General features: G+C 70.3%; 19 protein-coding genes. 14 read left to right on the plus strand and 5 right to left on the minus strand.

What is annotated here, in order from left to right; genetic code table 11:
* Nucleotide 1: 1 nt before the first annotated feature.
* Genes AB0B45_RS00225 through AB0B45_RS00260 form a run of 8 tightly spaced genes read left to right on the plus strand, consistent with a single transcriptional unit; the run spans nucleotide 2 to nucleotide 7,175 of the window.
* On the plus strand, nucleotides 2-1,060 hold the full coding sequence (locus tag AB0B45_RS00225) for an MlaD family protein (protein WP_358123210.1): 1,059 nt from the start codon (nucleotides 2-4) through the stop codon (nucleotides 1,058-1,060).
* The gene (locus tag AB0B45_RS00230; RefSeq protein WP_358123212.1) at nucleotides 1,060-2,085 is read left to right on the plus strand and encodes an MlaD family protein; all 1,026 of its coding nucleotides are present in this window, start codon (nucleotides 1,060-1,062) and stop codon (nucleotides 2,083-2,085) included. The genes AB0B45_RS00225 and AB0B45_RS00230 overlap by 1 nt, the downstream gene beginning before the upstream one ends.
* Nucleotides 2,082-3,140 carry an MCE family protein gene (locus tag AB0B45_RS00235; RefSeq protein WP_358123214.1) on the plus strand — a complete coding sequence of 353 codons (1,059 nt, stop codon included), beginning with the start codon at nucleotides 2,082-2,084 and terminating at the stop codon, nucleotides 3,138-3,140. Before AB0B45_RS00230 ends, AB0B45_RS00235 begins: the two co-directional genes overlap by 4 nt.
* A complete protein-coding gene (locus AB0B45_RS00240; RefSeq protein ID WP_358123216.1) occupies nucleotides 3,137-4,165 on the plus strand; it encodes an MlaD family protein in 1,029 nt (342 codons plus the stop codon). Before AB0B45_RS00235 ends, AB0B45_RS00240 begins: the two co-directional genes overlap by 4 nt.
* On the plus strand, nucleotides 4,162-5,547 hold the full coding sequence (locus AB0B45_RS00245) for an MCE family protein (protein WP_358123218.1): 1,386 nt from the start codon (nucleotides 4,162-4,164) through the stop codon (nucleotides 5,545-5,547). The genes AB0B45_RS00240 and AB0B45_RS00245 overlap by 4 nt, the downstream gene beginning before the upstream one ends.
* A gap of 3 nt (nucleotides 5,548-5,550) precedes the next feature.
* Nucleotides 5,551-6,309 (plus strand): hypothetical protein, encoded by a 759-nt coding sequence (locus tag AB0B45_RS00250; protein WP_358123220.1) that lies wholly within the window; start codon nucleotides 5,551-5,553, stop codon nucleotides 6,307-6,309.
* A gap of 33 nt (nucleotides 6,310-6,342) precedes the next feature.
* Complete coding sequence (locus AB0B45_RS00255) at nucleotides 6,343-6,972, plus strand: 4'-phosphopantetheinyl transferase superfamily protein (protein WP_358123222.1); 630 nt, start codon at nucleotides 6,343-6,345, stop codon at nucleotides 6,970-6,972.
* A gap of 23 nt (nucleotides 6,973-6,995) precedes the next feature.
* Complete coding sequence (locus AB0B45_RS00260) at nucleotides 6,996-7,175, plus strand: hypothetical protein (RefSeq protein WP_358123224.1); 180 nt, start codon at nucleotides 6,996-6,998, stop codon at nucleotides 7,173-7,175.
* Here AB0B45_RS00260 and AB0B45_RS00265 read toward each other — a convergent pair.
* Complete coding sequence (locus tag AB0B45_RS00265; protein WP_358123226.1) at nucleotides 7,172-7,312, minus strand: hypothetical protein; 141 nt, start codon at nucleotides 7,310-7,312, stop codon at nucleotides 7,172-7,174. The two genes, AB0B45_RS00260 and AB0B45_RS00265, sit on opposite strands and share 4 nt — an antisense overlap.
* Nucleotides 7,306-7,434 carry a hypothetical protein gene (locus tag AB0B45_RS00270; RefSeq protein WP_358123228.1) on the minus strand — a complete coding sequence of 43 codons (129 nt, stop codon included), beginning with the start codon at nucleotides 7,432-7,434 and terminating at the stop codon, nucleotides 7,306-7,308. Before AB0B45_RS00270 ends, AB0B45_RS00265 begins: the two co-directional genes overlap by 7 nt.
* A gap of 82 nt (nucleotides 7,435-7,516) precedes the next feature.
* On the opposite strand from AB0B45_RS00270, the gene AB0B45_RS00275 reads away from it, so the two are divergent.
* Genes AB0B45_RS00275 through AB0B45_RS00290 form a run of 4 tightly spaced genes read left to right on the plus strand, consistent with a single transcriptional unit; the run spans nucleotide 7,517 to nucleotide 10,733 of the window.
* Nucleotides 7,517-8,107, plus strand: coding sequence for a malonic semialdehyde reductase (locus AB0B45_RS00275; RefSeq protein WP_358123230.1), 591 nt, complete (start codon nucleotides 7,517-7,519; stop codon nucleotides 8,105-8,107).
* A gap of 16 nt (nucleotides 8,108-8,123) precedes the next feature.
* On the plus strand, nucleotides 8,124-8,582 hold the full coding sequence (locus AB0B45_RS00280; protein WP_358123232.1) for a MarR family winged helix-turn-helix transcriptional regulator: 459 nt from the start codon (nucleotides 8,124-8,126) through the stop codon (nucleotides 8,580-8,582).
* A gap of 16 nt (nucleotides 8,583-8,598) precedes the next feature.
* Nucleotides 8,599-9,243 (plus strand): LppX_LprAFG lipoprotein, encoded by a 645-nt coding sequence (locus AB0B45_RS00285; protein WP_358123234.1) that lies wholly within the window; start codon nucleotides 8,599-8,601, stop codon nucleotides 9,241-9,243.
* Nucleotides 9,240-10,733 carry an MFS transporter gene (locus tag AB0B45_RS00290; RefSeq protein ID WP_358123236.1) on the plus strand — a complete coding sequence of 498 codons (1,494 nt, stop codon included), beginning with the start codon at nucleotides 9,240-9,242 and terminating at the stop codon, nucleotides 10,731-10,733. The genes AB0B45_RS00285 and AB0B45_RS00290 overlap by 4 nt, the downstream gene beginning before the upstream one ends.
* On the opposite strand, the gene aspS is transcribed toward AB0B45_RS00290, so the two are convergent.
* Entirely contained in the window at nucleotides 10,684-11,937 is a 1,254-nt protein-coding gene (gene aspS, locus AB0B45_RS00295; protein ID WP_358123238.1) for an aspartate--tRNA(Asn) ligase, read from the minus strand. The genes AB0B45_RS00290 and aspS overlap by 50 nt on opposite strands.
* A gap of 352 nt (nucleotides 11,938-12,289) precedes the next feature.
* Between aspS and AB0B45_RS00300 the strand changes: the two genes are divergently transcribed.
* Both AB0B45_RS00300 and AB0B45_RS00305 read left to right on the plus strand, forming a co-directional pair.
* The gene (locus AB0B45_RS00300; protein ID WP_358123240.1) at nucleotides 12,290-12,739 is read left to right on the plus strand and encodes a DUF6220 domain-containing protein; all 450 of its coding nucleotides are present in this window, start codon (nucleotides 12,290-12,292) and stop codon (nucleotides 12,737-12,739) included.
* Nucleotides 12,736-14,580 (plus strand): multicopper oxidase family protein, encoded by a 1,845-nt coding sequence (locus AB0B45_RS00305; RefSeq protein WP_358123242.1) that lies wholly within the window; start codon nucleotides 12,736-12,738, stop codon nucleotides 14,578-14,580. The genes AB0B45_RS00300 and AB0B45_RS00305 overlap by 4 nt, the downstream gene beginning before the upstream one ends.
* A 55-nt stretch (nucleotides 14,581-14,635) precedes the next feature.
* Here AB0B45_RS00305 and der read toward each other — a convergent pair whose 3' ends face one another.
* Together der and cmk are read right to left on the minus strand one after the other, a co-directional pair.
* Nucleotides 14,636-16,054, minus strand: coding sequence for a ribosome biogenesis GTPase Der (gene der, locus AB0B45_RS00310; protein WP_358123244.1), 1,419 nt, complete (start codon nucleotides 16,052-16,054; stop codon nucleotides 14,636-14,638).
* 32 nt (nucleotides 16,055-16,086) lie between these two features.
* On the minus strand, nucleotides 16,087-16,791 hold the full coding sequence (gene cmk, locus AB0B45_RS00315) for a (d)CMP kinase (protein WP_358124664.1): 705 nt from the start codon (nucleotides 16,789-16,791) through the stop codon (nucleotides 16,087-16,089).
* Between the last annotated feature and the right edge of the window lie 68 nt (nucleotides 16,792-16,859).

Consider the following 16,859-nt stretch of genomic DNA (forward strand, 5'->3'; position numbering starts at 1 on the left):
GATGGCCGTCTCCAGGGAACGCGTCGTCCGCCGCTGGACCCTCCTGCGCTTCGGCCTGTTCTTCGCGGTCACCGCCTCGCTGATCGTCCTGCTCGCCGTACAGATCGCCAGGATCAGCACGGGGGCGGGCTACCCGCTGGTCGCCACCTTCGACGATGTCTCCGGGCTGCAGGAGGGCGACCAGGTCAAGATCGCGGGTGCTCCCGTCGGCCAGGTGCGGACCATCAAGGTCGTGAACGGCAGGGCGGAGGTGACGCTGGAGGTCCAGGAGGCGGTGCGGATCCCCTCCGACAGCGAGGCCGCCATCAGGTGGCGCAACGCCGTCGGGCAGCGCGTGGTCTATCTCCTGCCCGGCACCGCCCCCGACAAGCTCGCGCCCGGCGCCCGCATCGCCCGCACCGCCTCCGTCGTCGACATCGGCGAGCTGGTCGGCGACCTCGGCCCGCTCACCAGAAGCCTGGACCCCGAGCAGATCAACCAGTTGCTCACCGCCGCGGGCAAGGCGCTGAAGGGCAACGACAAGAACATTCCCCGCCTGCTCGACAACGTCAACGACATCACCGGCACGGTCAACCAGCGCAAGGAGCTCATCCGCCAGTTGCTCAAGGACTACGCGACCGTCACCGGCGTGGTGGCCAAGCGCGACAAGCAGATCGCCACGCTGGTCGACAACCTGGTCACGCTGTCGGAGTCGTTCGCCGACAACCGCGAGCTGATCGACGCGTCGCTGGTGGAGTTGTCGACGACCTTCCACGTCTCCAACGAGGTGCTCGGCAAGAACGCGGAGGAGCTCGGCGCGGTCACCGACAGCCTGGCCAGGCTCACCGCCGGAATCCGCCGCAACGTGGGCAAGGTCGACAGGACGGTGAACACCATCCAGCCGCTGTTCACCCGGGCCTACTCCAGCGTCAACCGCGGCCACTACTTCATCTCCGCGGTGCCGTGCCTGGCGCTCGGCCCCTCGCCCTGCCCCTACCCCATGGACTCGCCGCCGCCGCTGCGGGAGAGCCTGAAGATCCAGAGCTCCAAGGACCTGCGCAGGCTCATGGTGGGTGACTGATGGCGCTGAAGTCGTTCCGCGACAGGAACAAGATCGTCGTCGGGCTCGTCTCCCTGGCCGTCCTCGGCTCGCTGTTCGTCGGCACGTTCCTGGTCGGCACGCTCGGCCTCTTCGAGGGCGGCTACTACATGTCGGGGATCTTCGTCGACTCCGGCGGCCTGAAGACGGGCAACGACGTGCGGGTGGCGGGAGTGCGCGTGGGCGAGGTGACCGAGGTGCGGCCCGACTACTCCCAGGGCCACGTGGTGGTCACCTGGAAGGTGGACGACGACGTACGGCTCGGCAGGAACACCAGGGCCGACATCACGCTGTCCAACCTGCTCGGCGGGCGCTACGTGAAGCTGACGGGCCCGGTGGCGGAGCCGTACATCGACGAGCTGCCCGAGGCGCAGCGGACGGTCCCCGTCGAGCGCACGGGCACCCCCGTCCTGATCAACGACGCGCTCAAGGACGCGACCAGGCTGGTGGACAAGCTCGACACCGAGGCGGTCGACAACCTGCTCACCGAGCTGGGCAAGGTCGACCTGGCCAAGCGGGGGCGGGTGACGCGACTGCTGAAGAACATCGGCGACCTGTCGGACACCATCAGCAAGAGCCAGCCCGACCTGCGGAAGCTGCTCGACAACGGCACCAAGATCATGGACGTCCTCGAGAAGAAGGACAAGCAGATCGGGCGGCTCATCGACGCCATCGAGATCATGCTCGACGAGCTGCGCGCGCGAAGGGCCGAGCTGCGCACGCTGCTGGGTGACGGCAGCGCCCTGGTCTCCAGCACCACCAAGCTGATCGTGGAGCACGAGAAGAGCCTGGTGGACACCCTCGAGAACACCAGCGCGATCACCACGAAGCTGACGGGGAGCAGGGAGAAGTTCAACTCGGTGCTGGGGTGGGCGGGGCCGACGTTCGCGGGACTGGCGACGATGGGCGGCCAGGGGCCGTGGATCGAGGCCATCGCCACCGGCCTCGGGCCGATCAACCCCGAGGTGCTGGCCGCGATCGCCAAGGACAGGAAGAACGACCGATGACCCCCGGCACCGCGGAGAACAGGACCCTCGCGCGACGCGGGATCGCGGCGCTCGTGATCGTCGTCATGCTCGCCGCCACCGGCGGCTGCTCGCTCTTCGGCCCCTCCCCCTACCATCTCACCGCGATCTTCTCCAAGGCCCCCAGCCTCTACGAGCAGGCCAGGGTCAAGGTGATGGGCCTCGACGCGGGCACCGTCGAGAAGATCACCATCGAGGGCGACAAGGTCCGCGTGGAGATGTCGGTCTACCCAGAGATCCCGCTCCCCCGCGACGTCAAGGCCGTCGTCGCCCCGCAGAACACCCTCGGCGAGCGCAACGTCGTCCTCTACCCCCCGTGGAAGCCCGGGCAGCCGAAGCTCGCCTCGGGCGCGGTCATCCCCCTCGAGCGCACCGACCTGCCCGTGGAGATCGACGACGCCCTCGACGCCTTCACCAAGCTCACCGACGCCCTCGACTCCGACAAACTCGGCGACGTGGCGGGCGACCTGGCCGACGGGGTGAGGGGCCGCGGCAAGACGATCAACAACGCGCTCGCCGACACCGCCGAGCTCACCGACACGCTCGCCGCCCAGGACGAGCAGCTCATCGACCTGGCCAAGGGCCTCAACAGGCTCGCCACCAGCCTCAACAAGCGCGAGGGCCAGGTCACCAAGACGATCGACGCCTTCGCGGAGGCCAGCGCCACGCTGGCGGAGGAGCGCCAGAGGCTGCGCGGGTTCATCTCCGGCATGGCCGAGTTCGTACGGCGGGGCGACGTGCTCATCGAGGCCTACCAGGAGCGCCTGCCCCAGGGCATCGCCACCCTGTCGGAGATGGTCCTCACCGTGCGGGCCAACAGCGAGCAGATGGCCCAGACGATCAAGGGCGCCGCCGACTTCGCCGACGTGATCATCGACGCCTGGGACAGGGACCAGCACGTCCTCAAGATCCGCGTCGTGCTCAACGCCATGACCAGGGCCTGGCTGGCGCCCCTGTTCGACTCGCTCAACCTGCCCAAGCTGAACTGCCTGCCGGGCGGCCTGAGCAACTGCCCCTACGAGCGGGGGAAACGATGAGAGTCGGACACGCCGCGCTCGCCCTGGCCCTGACCACCTCGGGGTGCACATTGCAGACGGTCGGCGCGACGCAGGGCGAGCTGACGCTGTCGGCGACGTTCTCCGACGTGCAGAGCCTGGTGGTGGGCCACAGCGTGCAGATCTCCGACGTCAGGGTCGGCACCGTCACCGACGTACGGCTCGACGGCTACCGGGCCAAGGTGACGATGGCGATCCAGCAGGACAAGCGGGTGCCCGTCGGCACCAGCGCGACGGTGGCCAAGACCTCGATCCTGGGCGAGAACTACGTGCTGCTCAACCTGCCCAAGGGCAAGGACCTGACCACGGGCCCCTTCCTGCCCGGCGGCGCCACGATCACCGACACCAGCGTCGAGCCCGACATCGAGCAGGTCACCGCCAAGGCCGGCCCCCTGATCGAGGCGCTCGGCGCGCAGGACGTCAACGCCATCCTCGACGCCGCCTCCACCGCCTTCGAGGGCAAGGGCGACGACGTCAACAAGCTGATCAGGCAGACCGCGCAGGTCACCGACAGCTACGCGGCCGCGAGGGCCGACATCGCGGCCACCATCGAGGGCCTGGCCAAGCTCGGCGACCAGCTCGCCAAGGGCAGCAAGGAGCTCGACAGGCTCCCCGGCACGCTCGCCGCCGCCACCGAGAGGGTCAAGCACGGCCGCAAGCACATCAAGAAGGCGATCGTCGCGCTGACGAAGCTGGCGAAGGAGGCGAATGTCACCGTCTATCCGCGCCACGCGGCCAGGCTGCGTACGCTGCTGCGCGAGGTGGACGCCATCAGCGCCTCGATGCTGCGCGGCAAGGAGGACCTCAAGACGCTGATCACCAGGATGCAGGCCTACATCGACCTCCCGCCGATCACGGTCAACGGCCAGGTGCTCATCTACATCTGGCTGAAGGGCCTGCTGCTGCCGAAGAACAAGGGCGTCGTCCCGAACAGGCCGAACGTCGACCCCGGCCCGCAGCCCAACCGCAAGGACGACTTCCGCCTGCTGTGGGAGCCGCCGCGATGAGACCCCGCATCTACCTCAACCTGGTCTTCTTCGCGCTGCTCGGCGTCGCGATGACGATCTGGGCGTTCAGCACGATCATCAAACTCGACGCGATCACCCAGCCCTACAGGGTCTCGGCCGAGTTCGTCTCCTCCCCTGGCCTGGTGCGCGGCTTCGACGTCGCCTACCTGGGCGTCCGCGTCGGCAAGATCGGCGACGTACGGCTCGCGCCCGGCAAGATCGTCGTCGGGCTCGACATCGACAGGGAGATCAGGCTGCCCAAGGCCAGCACGGCCGAGGTGCGGCGCAAGTCGGCCATCGGCGAGCCGTACGTGGAGCTGTCGCCGCCCGAGACCGGCGTGGGCGGCCCTTCGCTCGCGCCTGGCGATGTGATCCCGCTGGCCAAGACGACCGTGCCGCTCGACTACAAGAAGCTGTTCGAGGGCGTGGGCAAGCTGCTCAACGCGGTCCCCGCCAAGGACGCCAAGACGATCACCCACGAGCTGGCGGTGGCGTTGGACGGCCGCGCCCCGGCGATCAGGAGCATCATCGACGACGCCCACAACCTGACCGACACCCTCGCCGACAACTCCAAGACGCTCGACGAGCTGGCGGTGCAGCTGACCCAGCTCACCGGCACGCTGGCCGGCCGCAGGGACAAGCTGGCGGCGGGCATCACCGACCTGGCCACGGTGACCGGCTCGCTGCGCGAGTCGCGCAAGGACCTGTACGCCTTCCTCGACAACGGGCCAGGCGTGTTCGGGCAGATCGACACCCTGCTCAGGACGGCGAGACCCGGCTTCTCCTGCGCGCTGACCGCCGCGGGCCTGCCACACCGGCCGATCTTCTCCGCCGCGACGGAACGCGACGTCCACCACCTGCTCAGCGTCGTGCCGACCGCGCTCAGCCTGACCGACGACATCAGCGACAAGCGCCCTGACGGCACCGTCTACGGCAGGTCGACATTCATCTTCAGCGTTCCCGGCGGTCCGCAGCCCGCCGAGGAGTACGAGAACCCGATCGGGCCGCCGAAGATGGCACCGCTGCTGGAGTGCCCGAAGCACGCGCCGGTCGCCGGCGTGGACTTCACCACGGACAGGGGCCCGCACGAGGGGACCGACGGCTCGACCGGCCCCGAAGACGACCGCCGCGCCGATACCGACGCCGATACCGCCGACACCGACTCGGGCGACGCCGCGGACCCGGCCGCCGACGCCGAGTCCGACGAGGCCCTGCCCACCGATCCCTCGGCTTCCCCCCTCCAGGGCGAGGCCGCCAGGGCCGTCCCCTCCCAGAACCTCGCACCGCTCGTCATCGCGATCCTGCTGGCCCTCGTCGTCTGCGGCGGCGTGCTGGGCTGGGTCGCGGTGGGACGGTCCTCTCGCCGCCGCGGAACGGAGTGACGTATGAGCACCAAGCAGGACCTCACCGAGAAGACCACCCGGGAGGAGGAGCCCGTACCCCCCGCCGCCGCGGAGGCCGAGGCGCCCGAGAGCGCCGAGCCGAACCCCGCGTCCTCACCGAACGAGGAGCCGAAGCCCGAGGTTCCCGAGGCCGAGAAGGTCAAGGTAGGGGAGGCGGGTGAGGGGGACCCCGGCCGTACGGACGGAGGAGGCGGCGCGCGGTGGCGCGGGGTGGCGATCGGCGCGGTGCTGGCGCTGGTGCTGGCCACGGCCGGGGTGACCGCCGTCGTGCAGTGGATCGGCGCGGACCGGCTCCAGGACCGGCTGGCCCCGTTGGAGCACGACCGCCTCCTGCGCCTGGAGGTGTCGGGCGCGGCCACCGCGTTCGCCACCACCCTGCTCAGCTACGACTACAAGGACCTGCAGTCCACCCGGGGCAAGGTCATCGCGATGACCTCGGGCGACTTCCTCGCCACCTACGACGAGGCGTTCGGCGGCCCGATGGAGCAGGTGATCGTCAAGCTGGAGGCCGTGTCCAAGGCGACGGTCCGCGAGGTGTACCTCTCGGAACTCGACGACGCGGGCGCCAAGGCCCTGGTATCGGTGGACCAGCAGGTCACCAGCAAGGAGGCGGTGCGCAACGTCCTCGGCACACACCTGAAGCTGGTCATGGTCAAGCAGAAGGGCGGGTGGAAGGTCAGCGACGTCACTGTCCTGGGCGCGGCCAAGGAGACCGAGACGAAGCTCGGCAAGAAGGGCTAGGGTTACCCGCGTCCCTGCCTCTAGTCTGGGCGGATGCGTGATCCAGTGGCGATGGGCGGCCCCGTCGAGGATGTCACCGGTTCGGCCGGTTGGCTGACCGAGGTGGAGAGGGAGCGGGCCGCCAGGTTCGTCCGCGACGCCGACCGTCGTTCGTTCGTCGCCGCCCACCTGCTCGTACGGCACTGCGCCGCCGCGTACCTCGACCTGCCGCCCGAAAAGGTCACGCTGCTGCAGCACTGCGAGATCCACGGCGCGGGGCACGGCAAGCCGTACCTGGAACACGCTCCTGAGCTGGGCGTCAGCCTGAGCCACACGCGCGGCTACGTGTGCGCGGCGGTCGGCCACGGCAGGGTCGGCGTCGACGCCGAGCAGGTGAGCCCGGGGCCCGCGGACGAGGGGTTGGCGGGGCAGGCGCTGACCGACGGGGAGCGGGCGCTCGTCACCGGCAACGCCGACCTCATCAGGATCTGGGCGCGCAAGGAGGCGCTGATCAAGCGGGGCGAGCTGACTCTGGACCGGCTGCGCGAGGTGGACCTGTCGGGTCTGTCCGCGCGGGAGCGGCAGGAGTGGCAGGGCCGCCATCTCCTGGAGTGGACGGCTCCCGGGCCGGTGCTTGTGACGGTTATCACCGACCGCCCCGCGACCAGGGTTTCGATAAAATAGCAGGTAGACGATAGTATACGGGTGTGTTCTACAAGAAGCCCATCGAGGAGCGCATCGCGGACCGGATGGCCAAGCGCAAGCCGCTGGAAGAGGGCAAGCACTTCGAGCACGGTCCCGCCAAGTTCGTCTTCATCTCTCTGATCACCGCTGTCGTGCTCATGCACTTCGTCGGCCTCGCGGTCGTCATGCACTTCTACGCCTAGGCGTCGGTCACGCGCTTCTCCGCGTTGGCGTCGGATCGAGGAAGACCTGGACGATCCCTGGAAAGCCCGATCGGCAGCGAGGCGTTGGCCGCGATCAGGCGGAGCGCGATCGCCAGCAGCAGGAGGCCGATCAGCACCGACGCGGCCCCGTGATGGAGAAACCCGCCCCGCCGACCCGGCGACCGGCTTCCTTCGCCGCCGCGATGGCCAGGTTGGCAAGGCCCGCGACGATGACCGTCCCCGTTGACTCCTCCGCCATGAGAGATCACTCTACGTGGGCGGAATAGTTGAAAGTTCTATCATGTTGGGAGGCTGTAAGACAGAACCCGCGAGGAGTTGACATGCTGCTGTCAGACCACGCCCAGGACCTGCTGTTCCGCGAGGCGCACACCACCTATGGCTTCACCGGCGAGCCGGTCGCCGACGACGAGGTTCGCGCCGTCTACGACCTGGTGAAGTACGGCCCGACGGCGATGAACAGCCAGCCGCTGAGGGTCGTGCTGATCCGCTCGGACGAGGCTCGCGAGCGCCTGACCGCCCACATGGCGCCCGGCAACAAGCCGAAGATCGGCAAGGCGCCGCTGGTCGCGGTCCTCGCCGCCGACCTCGACTTCCACCACGAGCTGCCGAAGGTCTTCCCCGCCAACCCGACCGCCAAGGACGGCTTCGAGCGCGACGAGGCCGCGCGTGTCGCGACGGCCAAGTTCAACGCCGGGCTCCAGACCGCCTACTTCATCGTGGGACTGCGCGCCGCCGGGCTGGCCGCGGGACCGATGGGCGGGTTCGACGCGGATGGCCTGAGCAAGGAGTTCTTTCCTGAGGGCGACCACCACGCCGTCGCCGTCGTCAACATCGGCAGGCGCGCCGAGAACGACTCCCATCACCCGCGTCAGCATCGACTCGACTACGACGAGGTCGTCACCGTCGTCTGAGAGGTAAATTGGGATCATGAGCACGCCTCGCTGGCTTACCACGACAGAACAGCGCGCTTGGCGTGCCCACCTGGCCGTGCACAAGCTCCTCATGCACCGCCTCGGCATCGATCTGCAGGAGTTCGGCCTGTCGGTGAACGACTACGAGATCCTCGTCAACCTGTCGGAGTGTCCTGGCAAGCGCATGCGGATGAGCGACCTGGCCGACGCCACGATCCAGTCCCGCAGCCGCCTGTCGCACCAGATCTCCAGGATGGAGGCGGCAGGCCTGGTCACCAGGGAGGACTGTCCCGACGACAGGCGCGGAACGTTCGCTGTTCTGACCGAAGAGGGGTGGGCCACCATGCAGCGCGTCGCGCCCTACCATGTCGCAAGCGTGCGCGACCATTTCGTCGACCTGCTGACCGACGACCAACTCGAGGCGCTCGAGCAGGCGTACAACCCGATTCTCGAGCACCTCAAGAGTCTGCGTTGAGCGCTACGATCCGGGCATGCTGCGAAAGCTCCTCCTCCTCGCCCTCGCGCTGGCACTGACGGCCTGCTCCAGTCAGGAGGCCCTGCCCCAGGGCTCCGAGCTGGTGAAGAAGTCCGCCGAGGCGATGAAGGCGGTCAAGAGCGCGTCGTTCTCGATCACGACGGACGGCGCGCCCAAGATCCAGCTCAAGAAGGCCGACGGCAGGCTGACCTCCACCGGCGACGCCGACGGCACGCTGCAGATGTCGCTCGGGAACAACCTGCAGGAGTTCAGCTTCGTGATGATCGGCGATACCGTCCACTTCAAGGCCACGACGGGCCGCTACCAGAAGGTGTCGAAGGGGCTGCTGATGGCCGGTATGGGCTACGACCCCTCGACGCTCCTCGATCCGGACAAGGGCATCTCGGCGCTGATCGGCGGGCTCGGCGAGCCGACCACCGAGGCGCAGGAGGACGGCGCCTACCGCGTCGCCGCCACCTTCCCCGGTCAGACGATCGGCGCGCTGATCCCCGGCGTCAGCGCCGACATCAACGGCAAGCTCTGGATCGACGCGGCGTCCAGCAGACTCACCAAGATCGACCTGCCGCTCGACGGCGGATCCGTCACCGTGACGCTGTCGGACTACGACGCCCGGTTCACCATCACCCCGCCCGCCGGATGAGCCTGCGCCGCAACGTCGCCCTCGGGGTGGGCGGCACCGCCGTCCTCCTGGCGGCCCTCGACGCCTACGTGGTCGTCACCGTCCTGATCGCCATCGCTCAGGACGTCGGCGTCCCCATCAACAGGCTGGAGCGGGCCACCCCCGTCGTCACCGGGTTCCTGCTCGGCTACGTGGCCGCGATGCCGCTGCTCGGCCAGCTCTCCGACCGGTACGGCAGGCGCCCCCTGATCCACGCGTGCCTGGCCTGCTTCGCCCTCGGCTCGGTCCTCACGGCGCTGGCCGCCTCCCTGCCCATGGTCGTGGCGGGCCGTACCGTGCAGGGCATCGCGGGCGGCGCGCTGCTGCCGATCACGATGGCACTGGTGGGCGACCTGTGGAAGGACGACGAGCGGCCCGTCGCGCTCGGCGCCGTCGGAGCGGCGCAGGAGCTCGGCAGCGCGCTCGGCCCGCTCTACGGCGCGGTCGTGGCCCTGCTGCCCGCCTTCTCCCCGCTCGGCGTGCAGCTGGGCGGCTGGCACGCGATCTTCTGGCTGAACGTGCCGCTGGCGGCGCTGGCCGCCGTGGCGGTCCAGCGGACCGTTCCCCCGTCAGCGGCGCGCACCGGCAGGGTCGACGTCACCGGCGGCGCGCTGCTCGCCGTGGCGCTCGGCCTGCTCGTGGCCGGGCTGTACAACCCCGATCCCGCCAAGGCCGTCCTGCCCGCGTGGGGTCCGCCGCTGATCGGCGCGGGCCTGCTCGTGGCCGCGGTGTTCGTCTGGTGGGAGATCCGCTCCCCCGTCCGCCTGCTCGATCTCACCGGCGTTCCCAAAGGGCCGCTGCTGGCCACGCTCGGCGTCAGCTTCCTGTCGGGCGCGGCGCTGCTGGTCACGATGGTGTTCGTGCAGCTGGCCTCCCAGACGCTGTTCGGAGCCGACGCGCTGGGCGGGGCACTCACGCTGGCCTGGTTCCTCGGCGCGCTGGTGGCAGGCGCGCTCGCCGGCGGCCTGCTCACCAGGAGATACGGCGAGCCGCTCGTCATGGTCGCCGGGCTGGTCGTGGCGGCGGCGGGCTACTGGCTGATGTCGGGCTCGCTCACCGGCCCGCTCGACCTGGTGATCGCGGGCGCCGGGCTCGGCGTGGTGATCGCGCCCGTCTCCTCGGCCGCGCTGCGCGTCATGCCCGCCGCACAGCACGGCGTCGCCTCCGCCGCGGTCGTGGTGGCACGGATGATGGGCATGCTGATCGGCATCGCCGCGGTGTCGGCGTGGGGGTTCTACCGCTTCCAGTCGCTCACCGCCGACCTCGACACCCCGCTGCCTTTCGGCGTCGATCCGGCCGCCTACGCCCGGCAGCTGGCCGTCTACACCGCGAAGGTGCAGGCGGCGCTGCGCGTGGAGTACACCGAGATGTTCGTGGCGACCGCCGCGCTGTGCGTGGTCGGCGCGGCGGTCGCGCTGCTGATCAGGGTGCCAGCCGGTGCAGGTCGCGAGGAAAGAGCGTCGCGGACCTGACGTTGGCGGCCCCCGTCAGCCTGGCGGTCCACCGCTCCAGGCCGATCGCGAACCCGCCGTGCGGCGGCATGCCGTGCGCGAACGCCGACAGGTAACCCTCGTACGGCCCGACGTCCTCGCCCAGCACGGCGAGGTAGTCGGCGTGCCTGTGCAGCCGCTGCCCGCCCGTGACCAGCTCCAGCCCCTTGAACAGCAGGTCGAAGCCGTTGGAGTAGCCGGGCCTCTCCGGGTCGGGATGGGTGTAGAACGGCCGCTTGACCATCGGGTAGCCGGTGACGAACAGGTACTCCGAGCCGTGTTCCCTCAGCGCCCACTCCGACAGCCACCGCTCCTGCGCGGGCGACAGATCGGGCTCGTCCTCGCCGGTCATCGCCTGCGCCTCGGTGAAGTGGATCGAGGGGATCTCCTCCGGCACCTCGGGCAACGTGACGCCCAGCGTCTCGACGGCCTGGCCCGCGCGCCGCCGTACCTCCTCGGTCATCCCCGCGATCGCCTCCCTCAGCACGGCCATCACGTCGCGGTGGTCGCGCACGAAGCCGAGCTCGGCGTCGAGCGAGGTGTACTGCGCCAGGTGGCGGGCGGTGTCGTGAGGCTCGGCGCGGAAGACGGGACCGACCTCGTAGACCCGCTCGAAGACCCCGACCATCGCCTGCTTGAAGAACTGCGGCGACTGGGCGAGGTAGGCGGGCCCGCCGAAGTAGTCGATGCCGAAGACGTTGGCGCCCGACTCGGTGGCCGAGGCGACGATCTTCGGCGTCTGGATCTCGGTGAACCCGAGGGCGTCGAGCGCCGCCCTGAACCCGGCGACGCCGGCCGCGGCGATCTGGAACGGCGCGCGCAGCGCCGGATGCCGCAGCGCGACGGGCGCGTGGTCGAGGATCGTGGGCAGCGCGGCGGGCACGCCGGGACGGTAGAGGTCGAACGGCGGCGCCACGGCGGGCTCGGCCAGCACGGTGATCTCCGGCGTGGTGAGCTCGACGCCCCCGGGCGCCTGCGGGTTGACCGTGACGGTGCCCGTCACCTCGACCACGCTCTCCTCGACCGGCAGGTCACCGGAGACGACCGCCTGCGCGAGACCCGTACGGTCGCGCACGATGAGGAACGAAACGGACTTCAGCTGCCGCCTGCGGTGGACCCACCCGGCGACCTTCACTCGTTGTCCGGCGTGCTCCGCGAGCTCCGCCGACAGGACACGAGAGATCATCACAACTCCTTGAGCCGCATGATCCCTTGGGGACGCGGGGGAGAAGGGAACTCCCGGTGCCACCGCGCCTTCGCCGCCCTCGCGAGCGGCCTCACACGACCCTGTGACGGAGGTCAGACCGGCGGGGCATTTCCTCCCCGCACTCAGGAGTGTCTTCGCCCGGGGTCCTGGGGCCGCCTTCCCAGCTTCCGGCGGCTCTCTCGGCCCTGGATGGCCCGGGTTACTCGTCTCCCTCGACGTGTTGCGCAGGATGCTAGCACGCGTTACAGATCGGCTGAGTATGGGGCTACTCATGCGCGACCGGGCATCTCGCGCTCAGCATGGGTGGACCGACCCCCCTGAGGAGCACGACATGCGCAAGGTCCTGGTCGTCTTCACCGTGATCCAGCTCGCCCTCGTGGTTCTGCAGTTCTATCTGGCCACCTACGGCGCCTTCGAGACGCCGAAGCCGTCCAATCCGGAGGCCGCGGCGATCGGCTGGCACGTCATGAACGGCTTCTTCGTCATCCCCGCCGTGTCCCTGATCACCACGATCATCGCGGCCATCGCCCGCGCGCCCGGCAAGCTGATCGGCGCTTGCGTCGCGCCGATCGTACTGGTGGCCATCCAGATGTTCGTCCTGTTCCCGCTGGCCGAGCTGGCCGGCGCGACGATGGAGAAGACCTCGCCCGCGAGCCTCTACGTGCTGGGCTTCCACGCCATCATCGGCGTCCTGCTGCTGGGCGCGGCCATCTCCGCCTGGCGGGGCGCGCAGGCGCACGCCAAGGCCGCCACCGGCCACAGGGCCACCGAAACGGTGTGAGCACGGCCGCGCTGACCGCGCTCGACCGGATCCTGGTCATTCTGGTCGCCGTTTCGTGGGGCTTGGCGGGAGGCCATGCCGTGGTCTCCCGCCAAGCCGGGCCGTCGGCGCTGCTGGTGGTCGCCGCCCTGCTGACGACGGCCTGCAGGGTCGCGGTGACCGCCGCGCTGGCGAGTGCGGGGTGGTGGTTCGCGGGCGAGAAGGTGCTGCTGGCGCTCCCGCTGCTGCTGCCGCCCGCGCTGGCCGCCGCGGTGGTGTCGCTGCCCAGGATGCTGCGCGGGTCCTTCACCCCGCTGACCTTCGTCTTCCCGCTGGCCGCGGCCTACGCGGGGGTGGCGGGGGCGGCCATCTCGGTGGGCATGGGGTATCCGCTGGCGCCGTACCCGTCGGTGGTGCTGGTCCTGGCCGTCCTCGGCGCGACGGCCGCCACCTGGTCGATGCTCACGCGCAGGGGGCCGCGGGGGCGAGCATGGCGGGTGGCGGGGGCCGTGGTGGCGGCGCTGGCGGTGGCGTGGACGGGCCTGTCGATGTGGAACGCCCGCCCCGCCGCGGCGCTGCGCCTGTCGCCCACAGGCTCCGTCGACGTCACCGAGCTGCGCGGCCCTGCCGGGGACGCCGTCCGGCGCTTCGAGCTGACCGCGAAACCCGCCACGATCACGCTCTCCTCAGGGCGCAGAGTGGAGGCGCTGACCTTCAACGGCCTGTCCCCCGGCCCCGCCCTCCGCGTACGGCAGGGCGAGACGGTCGAGGTCCGGCTGCGCAGCGAACTGGCCGACAGGGGCGTCACCCTGCACTGGCACGGCTACCACGTGCCCAACGGCGAGGACGGCGTGCCGGGGCTCACCCAGGACGCGGTGCGCGAAGGCGGCGCCTTCGTCTACCGCTTCCGCGCCGACCAGCCGGGCAGCTACTGGTACCACACGCACGAGACGCCGAACCTGGCGCTGCAGGAGGGGCTGTTCGGGACGCTCACCGTCGACGCCGCCGCGCCCGAGGGGTTCGACGAGCCCGTGGCGCTGCACACGTTCGGCGGGGCGCTGACGGTGTCGGTGGCGGGCGGGCCTCCGGCCGACGGCACGGCCGTCCGGACCGTCGCGGCGGGCACACCCGTGCGGCTGCGGGTGGTCAACACCGACAACCTGCCGCGCACGCTGGGCGTCAGCGGCGTGCCGTACCGGATCGCGGCGGTGGACGGCGTGCCGGTGGCGGGGCGCGTCCTGACGGACGAGCAGGCGCGGCTGGCCGCCGGAGGCCGCTACGACCTGGTCTTCACCATGCCGTCGCGGCCCGTGCTGCTGGCGGCGGAGCGCGCGGGGCTGCTCCTCACGCCGGGCTCCGGCGCCGCTCCCGCTCCCGCCGCAGGGCCGTCCCTCGACATCACCCGGTACGGCACCAGCGGCACGCGGGCGCCCGAGCGGTTCGACAGGTCGTACACGTGGGTGCTGGACCGGCTCGTCGCGTTGCGTGGCGGGATCCCGAGGCTGTCGCACACGGTCAACGGTCAGGTGTGGCCCAGGGTGCCGCCCGCGCTGGTGCGGCGGGGCGAGTGGGTGCGGTTCACGGTGGTCAACAGGAGCGGGGAGCTGCATCCGATGCACCCGCACGGCCACCACGTGCTGGTGCTGTCGCGCAACGGGGTGCGGGCGGCGCCGGTCTGGATGGACAGTTTCGACGTGGCGCCAGGCGAGGTGTGGGAGGTGGCGCTCAAGGCCGACAACCCAGGGGTGTGGCTGTCCCACTGCCACGAGCTCAGCCACGCGGCGGAGGGGATGACGCTGCACCTGGTCTACGAGGGCGTGCGCAGCCCCTTCACCCTTGACGCCCACAACCATCCGGAATGACCCCGGCGGGCGCCCCTCTCCGGCGGAGAGGGGCGCGGGCCGCCGGTGGCGGGGCCTACTTCTTCGCCGGGGCGCCCTTCTTCTTCTCGCGGATCTTCATCGTCACCTCGATCGGCGACCCGGCGAAGCCGAACTCCTCCCGGATCCGCCGCTCGATGAAGCGCCGGTAGGTGTCCTCGAGCCACCCCGAGGTGAACAGCACGAACTTCGGCGGCTCGGTCGAGGCCTGCGTCGCGAAGAGGATCTTCGGCTGCTTGCCGCCGCGCACCGGGGGCGGCGTCTGCTGCACCAGCTCGGTGAGGAAGGCGTTGAGCCGCGCCGTCGGCACGCGGGTGGACCAGGAGTCGAGCGCCTTCTCGATCGCCGGGACCAGGCGGTCCATGTGGCGTCCCGTCCTGGCGGAGATGTTGACCCGCAGCGCCCACGGGGTGCGGACGAGCTGCCTGTCGATCTCCTTCTCCAGGTAGTAGCGCCGGTCCTCGTCGACCAGGTCCCACTTGTTGAAGGCCACGACCATCGCCCTGCCCGACTCGATGACCAGGCCGATGATGCGCAGGTCCTGCTCGGTCAGCGGCTCGGAGGCGTCGATCAGCACGATCGCCACCTCCGCCTTCTCCAGCGCGGCGCGGGTGCGCATCGCGGCGTAGAAGTCGGCGCCCTGCAGCTCGCGGTCGCGCCTGCGGATGCCGGCGGTGTCGACGAAGCGCCAGGTGGTGCCGCCGAGGTCGATCAGCTCGTCGACGGGGTCGCGGGTGGTGCCTGCCATCGGGTCGACCAGCACCCGCTCCTCGCCCGCCAGTTTGTTCAGCAGGGAGGACTTGCCGACGTTGGGCTTGCCGAGCAGCGCCACCCTGTGCGGGCCCTTCGCCTCGCCGAAGGTCTGCTTGGGCGTCTGCGGCAGCGCGTCGAGCACCACGTCGAGCAGGTCGCCCGAGGAGCGGCCGTGCAGCGCCGAGACCGGGTACGGCTCGCCGAGCCCGAGCGACCACAGCGAGGTCGCCTCCAGCTCCATCTGCTGGTTGTCGACCTTGTTGGCGGCCAGGATGACCGGCTTGCCCGAGGAGCGCAGCACGCCGCCGACGATCTCGTCGGCGTCGGTGGCGCCCACGACGGCGTCGACCACGAAGAGGATCACGTCGGCCAGCTCGACCGCGATCTGGGCCTGTTCGGCGATGCGCAGGTTCATGCCGGTCGCGTCGGGATCCCAGCCGCCGGTGTCGACGACGGTGAAGCGCCTGCCGCGCCAGGTGGCGTCGTAGGTGACGCGGTCGCGGGTCACGCCCGGCACATCCTCGACGACCGCCTCACGGCGGCCGATGATGCGGTTGACCAGCGTCGACTTGCCGACGTTCGGCCGCCCGACGACGGCCAGAACAGGCAGCGCCACCTGCTCTTCCTCGCCATGGACAGGGATCTCCATGTCGGCGAGCTCGGCCTCGATCCAGCCGGAGTCGTCGTACTCCCCCGTAGTCACGTATCTCGTTCCTTTGAGTACCGCGCCTGACGTCAGGCGCGCTCGTGTGTATGGGCGCGACCGAGCTCGGACTCCTCCTGGCCCCATCGCTCCCTGATCAACCTCAGCACCTCCGCGATGACCTCTTCGAGGTCGAGCGCGGTGGTATCGACCTCGACGGCGCCATCCGCCATCGAGAGAGGGTCGGTCTTCCGTGTCGAGTCGAGGGTGTCACGCCTGGCCATCGCGGCCTGCTGCGCCTCCACCGTGGTGCCGCCAGGTCCGCTCGCCTCGACGTTGAGCTCCACCGTACGGCGGAGCGCCCTGGCCTCGGCGCTGGCGGTCAGGTAGACCTTCAGCGTCGCGTCGGGGGCCACCACGGTGCCGATGTCGCGGCCTTCGACCACGATGTCGCCCTTGCCGATGATCTCCCGCTGCATCTCGACGAGCCTGGTCCGCACCTCGGGCACGGCGGCGACCAGCGACACCGCGCCGGTCACCTCCTGGGTCCTGATCGGCCCCGCCACGTCCACGCCGTCGACGTGGATGGTGGGGTCGTCGGGGTCGGTGCCCGAGACGAGCGAGGGCTCGCCCGCGCGGGCCGCGACGGCCGCAGGGTCGGTCAGGTCGACGCCCCGCTGGAGCATCCACCAGGTGATCGCGCGGTACATCGCCCCCGTGTCCAGGTAGCGCAGCCCCATCGCACGGGCCACCCCGCGCGACGCGCTCGACTTACCCGACCCCGAAGGCCCGTCCATGGCGACGACCAGAGCGGTCACGGCCTCTCCCTCTTCACGTTTTCCCAACCTAAAGAGGCTACCGCCTC

Origin of the sequence: Nonomuraea sp. NPDC049152 (assembly GCF_040648355.1) — a bacterium.
Classification (GTDB): domain Bacteria; phylum Actinomycetota; class Actinomycetes; order Streptosporangiales; family Streptosporangiaceae; genus Nonomuraea.